Origin of the sequence: Methylopila henanensis (assembly GCF_042681025.1) — a bacterium.
Lineage (GTDB): Bacteria > Pseudomonadota > Alphaproteobacteria > Rhizobiales > Methylopilaceae > Methylopila > Methylopila henanensis.
The window spans coordinates 53,989-66,914 of the sequence record NZ_JBHUER010000003.1; the positions used below are offsets into that span (position 1 = coordinate 53,989).

Annotated in this window: 9 protein-coding genes and 1 pseudogene; 4 read left to right on the forward strand and 6 right to left on the reverse strand. The window is 70.3% G+C overall.

Going from position 1 to position 12,926, the window contains the following annotated elements; translation table 11 throughout:
• Positions 1-59 precede the first annotated feature (59 nt).
• The gene (locus ACFSCV_RS04910; protein WP_378797571.1) at positions 60-1,880 is read left to right on the forward strand and encodes a diguanylate cyclase domain-containing protein; all 1,821 of its coding nucleotides are present in this window, start codon (positions 60-62) and stop codon (positions 1,878-1,880) included.
• Between the two features lie 7 nt (positions 1,881-1,887).
• On the opposite strand, the gene ACFSCV_RS04915 is transcribed toward ACFSCV_RS04910, so the two are convergent.
• Positions 1,888-2,943 carry an ATP-binding cassette domain-containing protein gene (locus ACFSCV_RS04915; protein ID WP_378797573.1) on the reverse strand — a complete coding sequence of 352 codons (1,056 nt, stop codon included), beginning with the start codon at positions 2,941-2,943 and terminating at the stop codon, positions 1,888-1,890.
• A gap of 410 nt (positions 2,944-3,353) precedes the next feature.
• Here ACFSCV_RS04915 and ACFSCV_RS04920 point away from each other — a divergent pair, with 410 nt between their 5' ends.
• The 3 genes and pseudogenes from ACFSCV_RS04920 to ACFSCV_RS04930 all read left to right on the forward strand — a co-directional run.
• Positions 3,354-4,514, forward strand: a complete 1,161-nt coding sequence (locus ACFSCV_RS04920) for an aminotransferase (protein ID WP_378797575.1) — start codon at positions 3,354-3,356, stop codon at positions 4,512-4,514.
• A 158-nt stretch (positions 4,515-4,672) separates the two neighbouring features.
• Positions 4,673-6,037, forward strand: coding sequence for an NAD(P)-binding domain-containing protein (locus ACFSCV_RS04925; protein ID WP_378797577.1), 1,365 nt, complete (start codon positions 4,673-4,675; stop codon positions 6,035-6,037).
• Positions 6,038-6,226: 189 nt separating this feature from the next.
• Positions 6,227-8,473 (forward strand): annotated as a pseudogene (locus ACFSCV_RS04930) (DUF1989 domain-containing protein); the annotation flags it as partial.
• A gap of 347 nt (positions 8,474-8,820) precedes the next feature.
• On the opposite strand, the gene ACFSCV_RS04935 reads toward ACFSCV_RS04930, so the two are convergent.
• The 5 genes from ACFSCV_RS04935 to ACFSCV_RS04955 form a co-directional block, all read right to left on the reverse strand.
• Positions 8,821-9,789, reverse strand: coding sequence for an energy transducer TonB (locus ACFSCV_RS04935; RefSeq protein ID WP_378797580.1), 969 nt, complete (start codon positions 9,787-9,789; stop codon positions 8,821-8,823).
• Positions 9,776-10,213, reverse strand: a complete 438-nt coding sequence (gene exbD, locus ACFSCV_RS04940; RefSeq protein WP_378797581.1) for a TonB system transport protein ExbD — start codon at positions 10,211-10,213, stop codon at positions 9,776-9,778. The genes ACFSCV_RS04935 and exbD overlap by 14 nt, the downstream gene beginning before the upstream one ends.
• 6 nt (positions 10,214-10,219) lie before the next feature.
• On the reverse strand, positions 10,220-11,185 hold the full coding sequence (exbB, locus tag ACFSCV_RS04945; RefSeq protein ID WP_378797582.1) for a tonB-system energizer ExbB: 966 nt from the start codon (positions 11,183-11,185) through the stop codon (positions 10,220-10,222).
• Positions 11,182-11,625: a hypothetical protein gene (locus ACFSCV_RS04950; protein ID WP_378797583.1), complete on the reverse strand. Its 444-nt coding sequence runs from the start codon at positions 11,623-11,625 to the stop codon at positions 11,182-11,184. Before ACFSCV_RS04950 ends, exbB begins: the two co-directional genes overlap by 4 nt.
• A gap of 267 nt (positions 11,626-11,892) precedes the next feature.
• Positions 11,893-12,867 carry an HpcH/HpaI aldolase/citrate lyase family protein gene (locus tag ACFSCV_RS04955; RefSeq protein WP_378797584.1) on the reverse strand — a complete coding sequence of 325 codons (975 nt, stop codon included), beginning with the start codon at positions 12,865-12,867 and terminating at the stop codon, positions 11,893-11,895.
• Positions 12,868-12,926: the final 59 nt, after the last annotated feature.

Below are 12,926 nucleotides of genomic sequence, written 5' to 3' on the forward strand. Positions count from 1 at the left end.
GGGATCGGAGGTTGTCGCGTGATACAGAAGGCCGAATAAGCAGGGCCGGGACAGTCCGAATGAAGCACCGCCTTCCCCGGATCGTCGTCTTCGCGCTGGTCTACGGCGTCGTAGCGTACCTGACGATGCGCTTCGGCCGCGCGGCCGGGGTCTCCGCGGTCATCTGGCCGGCGGGGGCGCTCGCCATCGGCATGATGGTCGCCTTCGCCCATCGCTCCGCGGCGGAGATGGCGAGCGCGGTCGCGATCGTCGCGGTCGTCAACGCCGTCGGCCATCTGGTGGTCGGCGACCCGGTCTGGGTGTCCCTGACGCTCGGCGTCGCCAATGGCGTCGCCCTCGCGGCCGCGCTCTGGATGTTCGAACAAGCCGGCGTGTCGCGCGACCAGCCGACGCGAATCCGCTCCGTCATCGCGCTGTTCGTCATCGCCGCGTTCAGCACCTTGCCGGGCGCGGCGATCGGCGGCGTCACGATCGCTGTGTGGCGCGGCGAGCCGCCGACGCCGTTCGTGCTGTCGTGGTGGCTGACCCACTTCGTCAGCCTCCTCATCCTCGTTCCGCCGTTCCTGTTCTGGCGCGACCGGGAGCGCCGCGCGGCCGCGCGCGAGGCGGCCGCCGCGACGCCGGAGGGAAGAAGCCTGCGACAGCGCCGGGGCGTCGAGATCGTGCTCGCCGCCGCGGCGCTGACCGTCGCCGGATTGCTGGTGCCGCTCACCGGCGAGATGGTGCTGCTCGAACTCAGCGCCACGGTGCTGCTCTGGTTCGCGCTTCGCTTCGGCATGCTGGTGACGGCGCTGTCGATCGCCATCTATTCGGCCTGCGTCGTCGCCTCCGCCCTTATCGGCGTGTGGCCGGGCGCAGAGGGACGCGTCGCCGAAATCCTGCTGCCGCTGCAGGCGACGCTCGCGCTCACCACGCTGCCGTCGCTGATCGTGGCCGCGATCATGTCCCAGCGGGAGCGGGCGCGCCGGCAGCTCGACACGGACGCACGCCGGCTCGCCTATGCGCTCGAAGGCGCGAACGACGGGCTGTGGGACTGGGACCTGCGAACGGGGAAGACCTTCTTCAGCGCGCGCTACCACCGCATGCTCGGGTTCGAGCCGGACGCGTGCCCGCCAGGACGCTTGTCCTGGGCGCAACTGGTGCATCCCGACGACATGCCTCACGTGACGCGCGCCTTCGAGGACCATGTCGCCGGCCGGACGCCGTTCTACGAGAACGAGATGCGGTTCAAGCGCCGCGACGGCCGCTGGATCTGGGTGCTCGACCGCGGTAAGGTCGTGGAGCGCGACGCCGGGGGCGCCCCGGTGCGCGCGGTCGGCACGCTGACCGACATCTCGGAACGCAAGGAGCTCGAGCGCGCGCTGGAGCATCTCGCGACGCACGACACGCTGACCGGGCTCGCCAACCGCGGCGCCTTCGAGCGCGGCATGGTCCGCGCCGCGGCGCGGCTCGACCGCCAGGGCGGACGCGTGGGCGTGCTCCTGATCGACCTCGACCACTTCAAGTCGGTGAACGACACCTACGGCCACCCCGCCGGCGACGCGCTGCTGCTCGCGACCGGCGTCCGGTTGCGCGGCGCCGCGCGCACGGACGACCTGGTGGCGCGCCTCGGGGGCGACGAGTTCGCGGTGGTCGCGACCGGCCAGTCGGCGGCGGAGTTCGACGCGCTCGCCGCCCGCCTGTGCGAGACGCTGGCGGCCCCCGTCACCGGCGACGGCTTCACCGTCACGCCGAGCGTGTCGATCGGGGTGGCGGTTGCGACCTCGGGCTCGCAGGTCGGCGACCAGCTCGTGCAGCGTGCCGACCGCGCGCTCTACGCCGCGAAGAGCGCCGGGCGCGGCACGTGGCGCTTCTTCGGCGGCGCCAGCAACGTCGCCTGACGGCGCGTCAGGCGACGAAGCCCAGCTTCTCGACGCCGAGGCCCGCATCCTCCAGCCGCTCGACCGCGGCGGTGTAGTACGGCTCGTCGGAGGGGGCGGCGACGATCAGCACGCCGAACGGCTGGCCGCCCAGCGCGCCGAGCGAGCCCGCGACGATGCCGAGATCGAACCCGAGTTCGCGCGCGACCTCCGTCAGCACCGGCCGCGTGGCGGCCGGGCCCTCGAAGGCGAGCCGCAGCAGCGCCTTGCCGCGCGGCGTCGGCTCCTGCGACAGCTTCTCCTTGAGGAAGGCGGGCAGCGCGGCGCCGGAGACCGCGGCCGCGAACCGGCGGGTCACGCTGCGCTTCGGCCGCGCCACCACCTGGGCGGTGGGCCCTTCCTCGACGATGCGGCCGCCGTCGAGCATCGCGACGCGGTGGGCGATGGCGGCCACCGCCGTCATGTCGTGGCTCGCGAGCAGCACGGTCGCGCCGCGCTCCTTGCTGGCGCGCGCGACGGCGGACAGCAGCGTGCGCGCGCTCTCGGGGTCGAGGCCCGCGGTCGGCTCGTCGAGCAGCAGGACGTCGGGCGCGCCGCAGAGCGCGCGGGCGAAGACCGCGCGGCGGCGCTCGCCGTCGGAGAGCTGGGCCGGATGGCGTCCGCGCGCGGAGGCGAGGTCGGCGAGTTCGAGCGCATGGTCGACCTCGCGCGCGATGGTCGCCGCGTCGTGGCCCGCCGCCTGCAGCCGGACCGCGAGGTTCTCCCCCAGCGTGCGCTTGGCGTCGAGGCCGCCATGGCGCGCGACGACGCCGATGGTCGGGCTCTCGCCCGCAAGCTCGATCTCGCCGGAATCCGGCGTTTCGCGGCCTTCGACCAGCCGCAGCAGCGCCGACTTGCCGGCGCCGGAGCGGCCGATCACGGCGAGGATCTCCCCGCGCGCCGCCTCGAGGTTCACGCCGTCGAGCACCAACACGTCGGAGCCGTCCGCGGCTCGGTAGGCGAGTCGCACGTCTTTGATCCGCACGACGGCGGCGGACGGGACGACGGGAGCGGCGAGCCTCGCAGCGAGCATGGGGGCGTTCATGGGGCGTCCTCGGAGCGAGCCACCCTATCGGGCGTCGGCGGCTCCCGCAAAAGTTCTTTGGAACAATGTTTCGCGTTTTGCGTGTATATGCACGGGCTGCAACATGGCCCGTCTGGTCAGCGTCGACAGGTCGGACGTTTGAGCGATGTCGTCATGACGCTTCCTCTGGAGCCTGCAGGCCCTAGGGCGGCGAAACGGGATGTCTCCCGAGGCCCCTTGGCGACGCGTGAAGCGTCGCGATCCGAAAGCCGGATCGCCACCCAGCGCAACGCCGGGCTGTACTTTCGTAGTGGGCCGGCCCAATGTCAATATAAAACATGATCAGTTTGGTAGATTGTATATATAATCGTTATGAATGTGTGCTTTAGGCGCCGGCCCGCCCGGCCGGTTTGAAAGTCGACCTTCGCATCATGCCCCCGACCCGCTTCAATCCGGTGTTCGACGCGCTGCCGGTCACGGTGTTCGAGACGATGTCCCGGCTCGCCCGCGAGACCGGCGCCATCAATCTGGGCCAGGGCTTTCCGGACGACCCCGGCCCCGAGGACGTGCGGGCGAAGGCCGCCGAGGCCGCGCTTCACGGCTGGAGCCAGTACCCGCCGATGATGGGGCTCGCCGGACTGCGCGAGGCCACCGCGGCCCATTACGCCCGCTGGCAGGGCGTGTCGCTCGATCCCGAGCGCGAGGTGATGGTCACGTCCGGCGCGACCGAGGCGCTCGCCGGCGCCCTTCTGGCGCTGGTCGAGCCGGGCGACGAGGTCGTGCTGATCCAACCGATGTACGACGCCTATCTGCCGCTCGCGCTGCGCGCCGGCGCGACGCCGCGCTTCGTGCGGCTTGGTCCCCCGGACTGGCGGCTTGACGTCGACGCCATCCGCGCGGCCATCGGCCCCCGCGCCAAGGCGGTGGTGCTGAACAACCCGCTGAACCCGGCGGGCGCCGTCTACGGCCGCGAAGACCTCGAGGCGCTCGCCGGCGCGCTCGAAGGCTCGGGCGCCGTCCTGATCTCCGACGAGGTCTGGGAGCACGTCACCTTCGACGGGCGCGCGCATGTCTCCGCGCTCGCAGTCCCGGCCTTGCGCGACCGCACCGTCAAGATCGGCTCGGCGGGTAAGATCTTTGCCATGACCGGGTGGAAGGTCGGGCTGGTCTGCGCCGCCCCGCATCTGATGCGGGCGCTGTCGCGGGCGCACCAGTTCCTGACCTTCACCACGCCGCCCAGCCTGCAGGAGGCGGTCGCCTACGGCCTCGGCAAGGACGACGCCTGGTTCCTCGACGCGCGCGCCGCGCTCGGCGCCAAGCGCGACCGCTTCGCGGCGGCCTTGCGCGCCGCCGGCTTCGCGCCGCTGGCCTCGGCCGGAACCTACTTCCTGAATGTCGATGTCGCCCCGCTCGGCGTGACCGACGACGCCGCCTTCTGCGAGCGGCTGGCGCGGGAGGCCGGCGTCGCGGCGATCCCGGTGTCAGCCTTCTACGCCTCGGACAAGGTCACGACGGTGGCGCGGTTCTGCTTCGCCAAGCACGACGCCACTCTCGACGCCGCGGCCGGTCGGCTGGCCGCGTTCCGCTTCTGAAAGGCCGGAGCGGGACCGTCTGACTTTCGTCCGAAGAAAATTGATTGACACCCACGAAAGGATCGCGGAGCATCCCGGCACAACGCACGGGTCGCTCACGCCGCCCGGGCGGACCGACGCAGCATAAACCGATCAATCGGACCGTCGAGGGGAATGTCTTGAGCAAACGGATCGCAGTCATCGGGGCGGGGCCGAGCGGGCTCGCCGTGCTCCGCGCATTTGAATCCGCCCGCGCCGCGGGCGTCGAGGTCCCCGAAATGGTCTGCTACGAGAAGCAGTCCAACTGGGGCGGGCTCTGGAACTATACTTGGCGCACCGGTCTCGACGAGTTCGGCGAGCCCGTCCACGGCTCAATGTATCGCTACCTCTGGTCCAACGGCCCGAAGGAGTGCCTCGAGTTCGCCGACTACTCCTTCGAGGAGCATTTCGGCCGGCCGATCCCGTCCTATCCGCCGCGCGCGGTGCTGCACGACTACATCGCCGGCCGCGTCGAGCGCTCGGGCGTGCGCAAATACTGCAAGTTCAACCACGCCGTCCGCGACGTGGAGTGGAGCGCCGAGACCGAGACGTTCACGGTCACCGTCACGGACCTCGCCGCGAAGAAGCGCGTGACGGAAGAGTTCGACTACGTCTTCGTCTGCAACGGCCATTTCTCCACCCCGAACGTGCCGACCTTCGAGGGCGTTGAGAAGTTTCTCGGCCGCGTGCTGCACGCCCACGACTTCCGCTGCGCCGACGAGTTCGCCGGCAAGCACGTGCTGCTGATCGGATCGAGCTATTCGGCGGAAGACATCGCCACCCAGTGCCACAAGTACGGGGCGAAGAAGATCACCTTCAGCTACCGCACCAGGCCGATGGGCTTCGACTGGCCGGAAAGCTTCTCCGAGAAGCCGCTGCTGACCAAGGTCGTCGGCAAGACCTGCCACTTCAAGGACGGCTCGACCGCGGAAGACGTCGACGCGATCATCTTCTGCACCGGCTACCTCAACCACTACCCGTTCCTGCCGGACGACCTGCGGCTGGAGACGCGCACGAGCCTCTATCCGCCGAACATCTACAAGGGCATCTTCTGGGAGAAGAACCCGAAACTGATGTACATCGGCGCGCAGGACCAGTTCTACACCTTCAACATGTTCGACGCGCAGGCGTGGTACGCCCGCGACGTGGTGCTCGGGCGCATCGCGCTGCCGGACTACGACACGATGCACGCCGACAGCGAGGCCTGGGTGGCGCGCAACGGCGAGCTCGCCGGCGCCGACCAGATGATCGACTTCCAGACCGACTACGTGCGCGAGCTGCTGGAGCCGACCGACTACCCGCATCTCGACGTCGACACCGTGGCGAAGCTGTTCAAGGAGTGGGAGCACCACAAGGTCGAGGGCATCCTCACCTACCGCGACCGCGCCTATCCTTCGGTGATCACCGGGACCATGGCCCCCTCGCACCACACCACCTGGATGCTGGCCATGGACGACTCGCTGGAGGCCTTCCTGAACCAGCCCGCGAGCCAGGCCGCGGAGTGACGGAGTCTTTCTGATCCCTCCCCTTTGAAAGGGGAGGGTGGCCCGGCGTCAGCCGGGTCGGGTGGGGATCGCGCTAGGTTGCGCCCCACGCCTGAGACCCCACCCGACCTTGGCTTCGCCAAGGCCACCCTCTCCACGCTGACGCGCGGGGAGGGATCAAGGACGCCTCAATTTTCCGAGGGACTATCAATGGACGCCTCGCCCGCCCCGCATCCCGTCCGCCTCACCACGCTCGTCGCCCGTGGCGGAGAGGCGCTGGTGTTCGACCTCGCGGCCGGCGACCGTTGCCGCGTGGTTGATCCGGAGGGGCGCCAGCCCGGCCTGATCTTCGCGAGCGCCGGCGCGCTTTCGGGCGATTTCGCCGAGGTGTCCGACGACGACGCGGAGGCGGCGGGCGCCGCCAAGGCGGCGCTCGCGGCTCGCGGCGTCGACGTCTCGCGCTTCGCCGGCTTCCGCCTGCTGTCGACGGACACGGCGCCCGGCGCGGTCGCAGCTTTCGAAGCTTCGGCGGACTCCGTCGTGGCGCTGATCCCGGCGGGCGGCGCCATGGCGCCCGACGAGCAGACGCCGCCCACCGACCTCAAGCTCGAAATCGCGACCAACGCCCCGAACCGCGGGGTGGCGCCTCAGCCATTGGCCGAGCCGAAGCTCGACCTGCGCGTGCGGGCCGCGACCGCCGAGGCCTACCGCGTGAAGGCCGGCGACTACATCCAGATCATCGACGTCGACGGCAAGCAGTGCTCCGACTTCCTCGCCTTCGACGCCGCGGCGCTGGAGCGCGGCAAGGAGTTCGGTCTCGATCCCACCGTCACCCGCACGCTGATGGGCACCGCCAATCCCGGCCCGGGCCTGCACTCGAAGTACTTCGACGCGCGCATGACGCCGCTGGTCGAGATCGTGCGCGACACGGTCGGGCGGCACGACGCCTTCCTGCTGGCGTGCTCGGCCAAGTACTACGAGGACATGGGCTATCCCGGCCACGACAACTGCACCGACAACTTCAACCGCGCGCTCAGGCCCTACGGGATCGAGCCGCGCGCCGGCTGGCCGGCGATCAACTTCTTCTTCAACACGGTCGTCGGCGCCGACGACGGCATCACCATGGACGAGCCGTGGTCGCGGCCCGGCGACTACGTGCTGCTGCGCGCGCTGACCGACCTCGTCTGCTCCTCCTCCTCCTGCGCGGACGACATCGACGTCGCCAACGCCTGGGAGCCCACCGACATCCACGTGCGCGTCTACGACGCGTCGGAAAACTTCTCCAAAGGCATCGCCCACCGCATGACGCCCGACGCCGAGCCGCGCCTGACGCGCGAAAGCGGGTTCCACCCGCGCACCGCCGCGCTGACCCGCAAGTTCGTGGAGTACCGCGGCTTCTGGCTCGCGGACTGCTACTCCGACGAGGGGCCGATCGCCGAGTACTGGGCGTGCCGGGAGCGCGCCGCGATCATGGACCTTTCGCCGCTGCGGAAGTTCGAGGTGCTGGGCCCCGACGCCGAGGCGCTGATGCAGCTCGCCGTCACCCGCAACATGAAGAAGCTCGCGGTGGGCCAGGTGGTCTACACCGCCATGTGCTACGACCACGGCGGCATGATCGACGACGGCACCGTGTTCCGTCTCGGCCAGGACAACTTCCGCTGGATCTGCGGCGAGGACTACTGCGGCGTCCACCTGCGGGAGCTCGCCGCGAAGCACGGCCTCAAGGCCTGGGTGAAGACCTCGACCGACCAGCTTCACAATGTCGGCGTCCAGGGCCCGCGCTCGCGCGAGATCCTAGAGGCCATCGTCGTCACCCCGGCGCACCAGCCGACCGTGGCCGAGCTGAAGTGGTTCCGCTTCACCGTCGGCAAGATTTCCGGGATTCCGGTCGTGGTCTCCCGCACCGGCTACACCGGCGAACTCGGCTATGAGGTGTTCTGCCACCCGGACAGGGCGCCGGAGGTGTGGGACGCCATCATGGCGGCGGGCGAGCCCCACGGGATCGCGCCGCTCGGGCTGAAGGCGCTCGACATGCTGCGCATCGAGGCCGGCCTCGCCTTCGCCGGCTACGAATTCTGCGACCAGACCGACCCGTTCGAAGCCGGCATCGGCTTCGCCGTGCCGAAGGAGAAGACCGACCCCTATGTCGGCGCGGAGGCGCTCAAGCGCCGCCGCGAGACGCCGTCGAAGAAGCTCGTGGGTCTCGACGTCACAGGAGCCGAGCATATCGGCCATGGCGACTGCGTGCATGTGGGCCGCGCCCAGATCGGCGTCGTCACCAGCGCGACCCGGTCGCCGATCCTCGGCAAGACCATCGCGCTCGCCCGCCTCGACGTGACCTACGCCGAACTCGGGACGGCGGTGGAGATCGGCAAGCTCGACGGCCAGCAGAAGCGGATTCCGGCGACCGTGGTCGCCTTCCCTCACTACGACCCGACCAAGTCGCGCGTCCGCGCGGAGGCGGAGCCGAAAGCGGAGCCGGCCGTCGAGGCCGCGGCCGTGGCGCGGTCGGAGCCTGCGGCGGGGACGTCTGCGGCGCGGGCCTAAGGATCGTCAGTCGTCCGATTGGGCGACGCCATACCCGCTCGTCGTCCTCCGGCTTGCGTTCAGATCGGCTTTTGCCGATCTGAACCACTTCGAGACGGAAACTCGAAACCTTCGAGTTTCCGGAGGACCCAACTCAAACGCCGCGCATGGAAGGTCCGGCCAAGCCGGATCCAAGACGTCCGGTGCGATGCGAACGAACGGCGCTCCGAAGCCTGCCGCTTCGCGACAGGCCGCGCGCCTGACGTCAGCCCGGCCGCTCAGCGCGGCACGGTGAACGACATCGGAACCGTGAAGCGCTTGCTCGCGCCCGGCATGTCCGCGGGGAACGGCGGGAACGAGCCCGCCGCGCGGCGCACGGTCGCCTGCATTTCGGCGTCGATGATCGAATGCCCGGTGCTCGAGGTGACCGATACGCCGCTGACGCCGCCCGAACGCGAGACGGTGAAGGCGATCGAGCCGCGCCCCTGCAGCCGCTGCGCCTGCGCCGCCGCGGGATAGCGCTTGTTGGCCGCGAGCAGCGCCGAGATGCGGCGGCTGTAATCGGCCGCCGCGGCCCGCGCCGCGCCCGAATTGCTCGCCACGCCCGAGGCGCCGCCGGCGCGCTGGGCCGCGCTGTTGACGGCCGGCGGCGGCTGGCGGGTCGGCCTGCGGGCCTGGTCGCGCTCCGGCTCGCGCCGGCGCTCGACCGGACGCTTCGGCTCCGGTTTTTTCGCGACGGGCTTCGGCTGCTCCGGCTCTTCCTCTTTCGCGACGACCATGTCCTCGGGCGGGAGAGCGACCGCGGGGGTCACGTCGTCGGGAACCTCGACGAGGTCCGGCGGGAGCTCCAGCGCTTCGACCGGCTCGGGTTCGGCCTCGGCGGTGACGGTCTCCTCGGGCGGCGGAGGCGTTTCGTCGGTGGTCAGCTCCGGCAATGTCTCGGGCTCGTCCTCGACCTTCTCGGTCTCTTCCGGAGGCGCATCGTTGGCGGACTCGGCCGAGGCCTGGGATTCCGCGGCCGACGCTCCGGCGTCGGCGGTCTGCGCCTCGCCGGACGGCGGCGGCACCAGATCCATCTCGATCGCGGGCGGGGCCTCGACGCCGGCGGGTGGCGGGGCGTTCTGCAGCACGACCCAGACGCCCGCGTGCGCCGCGAGGATCACGGCGCCGGCGAGCGTCCAGCGCGCGATGTCGCGCGCCGTTCCCCGATCGTCGGAGAGCAGCGTCAGCGCGTCAGCGTGCGCCATCGCCGCCAGCGCTTTCGATCGCCACCAACGCGATCTTGAGGTAGCCCGCGCGGCGCATGTCGTTCATCACCGCCATCAGCTCGCCATAGGGCACCGTCTTGTCGGCGCGCAGGAAGATGCGCTGCTCGCGGTCGCCCTGGGTCGCCTTCTCGAGCGCGGCGCCGACCGCGTTGCGCGGCAGCGTCTCGTTGCCGATGGCGAGCGCGAGGTCCTGCTTCACCGTCAGATAGACCGGCTTGTCGGGACGCGGCTGCGGCTTGACGGTCGAGGCCGGCAGGTCGACGCCGACGTCCACGGTCGCGAGCGGCGCGGCGACCATGAAGATGATCAGCAGCACCAGGATCACGTCGATGAACGGCGTGACGTTGATCTCGTGGGTCTCGACGAGGTCGTCCCCGCCGCTCTCGTCGATGCGCGCGGCCATCGGGCCTTACTCCGCCGCCTTGGCGCGCCGGGGCATGAGCGCGGCGCGGTCGAGGTCGCGGCTGACGAGCCGCTGCACGGCCTGCGAAGCGTCGGCGAGCTGGGCGCGGTGCGCGGTAATGGCGCGGGCGAACACGTTGTAGATGATCACCGCCGGGATCGCGGCGACGAGGCCGATCGCGGTGGCGAGCAGCGCCTCGGCGATGCCGGGAGCGACGACCGCGAGATTGGTGGTCTGCGCGTTCGAGATGCCGATGAACGAGTTCATGATGCCCCACACCGTGCCGAACAGGCCGACGAAGGGCGCGGTCGAGCCGATCGTGGCCAGCAGGCCGGTACCGATGGTGAGCTTGCGGCCCGCCTGAATCTCCAGCCGGTGGAGATGCGAGGCCAGCCGCTCCTTCACGCCCTCGGCGATCAGCGCGTCGCTGGAGGCGTCCATCTCGGCCTCGGCGGCGGCCACGAACGAGGCGATCGCGCCGCGGCGGTTCTCGAAGGCGCGCTGCGCGTCGTGGAGCGAGCGGGCGCCGCCGAGCGCCCGCAGTCCGGCGCGGACCCGCGCGGTGGCGGCGGCGATCTCAAGCGACTTGGCGAGCCAGATGGTCCAGGTGACGACGGAGGCGAAGGCGAGGCCGATCATGACCCCCTTCACCACCCAGTCCGCCGCCATGAACATGCCCCAGGGCGACAGGTCGTGCGGCACGGTCTTGGGGTCGACGGCCATGGCGGAGGGGGCGCCGGCGGGCTGTCCCGCCGGTCCCGCCGCGTCGGGCTGCGCCGCCTCGGGCGCGCCTGCGGCCGGCTGGGCGGTCGACGGCGCGGGCAGCGGCTGGCCGGGCTCGACGGCCTGGACCTCGTCGGCGGGCGGCAGCGTCTGCGCGGGCGAGGGCGCCTGCTGCTGCTGCGCGGCGACAGGGCCGGCCGCGGCGCCGGCCGCGAGCGCGAGGGCGAGGAACGCGGCGGCGAGTCTCACTTCGAAAACTCCACGTCCTTGACGCGGGAGGTCACGCCGACGAGGGCGAGGCAGTCCTCGCCGGTCCCGGCGCCGCAGCTCGTGACGTCGTTCAGAAGCACGCGGCCGACGTCGCCGCAGGCGATCTCGGTGGCCTCGAACAGCTTGACGGTGGTCTTGGAGGCGCGCAGCGGGCCGGCCTCCACCGCGAGGCGGCGGGCGATGACGCCCTCCTTGTCGAAGAACACGAGATCGAGTTTGAGGCTGTCGAGCGCCTTGTCGGTGGTGTTGTTGGCGACCAGCGAGATCCGGCAGGCCTTGTCGCGCGGCTCGAAGCGGTTGAGCTCCAGCGCGACGCCGGAGGCGGCGAAGGCGGACGAGGCGCAGCCGAGAGCGAAAGCCGCGCCGGCCGCGATAAGGGCGGACGTGCGCGCCGCGCGCGCGAAATGGAACAGCGCCAAGTGCTTGCCTCCGTGACCGGCCACAACAACGTGGAATGCAGCCGGAATAAGCGGAGCCCGCGCCCACTTCAAGACTCAGTGGGCTAATTGATAATTGTTCAAAACTGGGCCGAAGTCCTCGCGAGGACTTCGCGTGCGACGCCCACCATGTCGCTATCCGCCGCTGGTCCTGCGACACGATCACGTGCGGTCGTCGTGATCATCAAAACGCAGAGAGCCGGAAGCTTGCGCCTCCGGCCCTCGCTCATGTGCCGGATCGGCTGAAGATCAGGCGGCCTTCATGGCGTTGGCCTTCTCGATCAGCGCCTCCGCCATGCGGATGGAGGCGATGTCGATCAGGCGGCCGTCGAGCGCCACGGCGCCGCGGCCGGCCTTTGCGGCCTCTTCCATGGCCTCCAGGATGCGGCGGGCCTTGGTGACCTCGGCTTCGGACGGGGTGAACACGTCGTTGGCGAGCTCGATCTGGGACGGGTGGATCGCCCACTTGCCCTCATAGCCGGCGGCGGCGCAGCGGCGCGCGGCCGAGAGGTAGCCCTCCGGGTCGGAGAAGTCGCCGAACGGGCCGTCGATCGGACGCAGGCCGTAGGCGCGGCAGGCGACCAGCATGCGCTGCTGGGCGAACAGCCACGGGTCCTGCCAGTGCGTCTCGCGCTTGCCGGCCTCGTCCTTGTCGGTGAGCACGGAGTAGTCCGGGTTCACGCCGCCGATGACGGTGGTGCGGGTGCGGCAGGAGGCGGCGTAGTCCGCCACGCCGAAGGACATCGCCTCGAGGCGCTTCGACGAGGTCGCGATCGCCTCCACGTTCGCCATGCCGAGCGCGGTCTCGATCAGCACCTCGAAGCCGATCTTCTTCTCGCGCTTCTTGGCCTGCTCGATCTGGGTGACGAGCACGTCGATCGCGTAGACGTCCTGCGGCACGCCGACCTTCGGGATCAGGATCATGTCGAGGCGCGGACAGGCCTCAACGATGTCCACCACGTCGCGGTACATGTAGTGGGTGTCGAGACCATTGATGCGGATCATCATGGTCTTGGAGCCCCAATCGATCTCGTTCAGGGCCTGGATGATGTTCTTGCGCGCCTGCTCCTTGTCGTCGGGAGCGACGGCGTCCTCGAGGTCGAGGAAGATCACGTCCGCCTTCGACTGCGCCGACTTCTCCATGAAGGTCGGGTTCGAACCCGGCACGGCCAGCTCGGAACGGTGCAGACGGGGCGTCGCCTGCTGGATAAGGGTGAAGCTCATTCTTTCCTCCTGGAGCGCTCGTGCAAGCAAATCGGCTCAGCGGGGACCTTATATGGCCC

What these genes read in the sequence shown, in the direction of transcription:
- ACFSCV_RS04915 (WP_378797573.1), bottom strand. Translation starts at nt 2,943, where the DNA reads ATGAACGCCCCCATGCTCGCTGCGAGGCTCGCCGCTCCCGTCGTCCCG.
- ACFSCV_RS04910 (WP_378797571.1), top strand. Translation starts at nt 60, where the DNA reads ATGAAGCACCGCCTTCCCCGGATCGTCGTCTTCGCGCTGGTCTACGGC.
- ACFSCV_RS04920 (WP_378797575.1), top strand. Translation starts at nt 3,354, where the DNA reads ATGCCCCCGACCCGCTTCAATCCGGTGTTCGACGCGCTGCCGGTCACG.
- exbD (WP_378797581.1), bottom strand. Translation starts at nt 10,213, where the DNA reads ATGGCCGCGCGCATCGACGAGAGCGGCGGGGACGACCTCGTCGAGACC.
- ACFSCV_RS04935 (WP_378797580.1), bottom strand. Translation starts at nt 9,789, where the DNA reads ATGGCGCACGCTGACGCGCTGACGCTGCTCTCCGACGATCGGGGAACG.
- ACFSCV_RS04955 (WP_378797584.1), bottom strand. Translation starts at nt 12,867, where the DNA reads ATGAGCTTCACCCTTATCCAGCAGGCGACGCCCCGTCTGCACCGTTCC.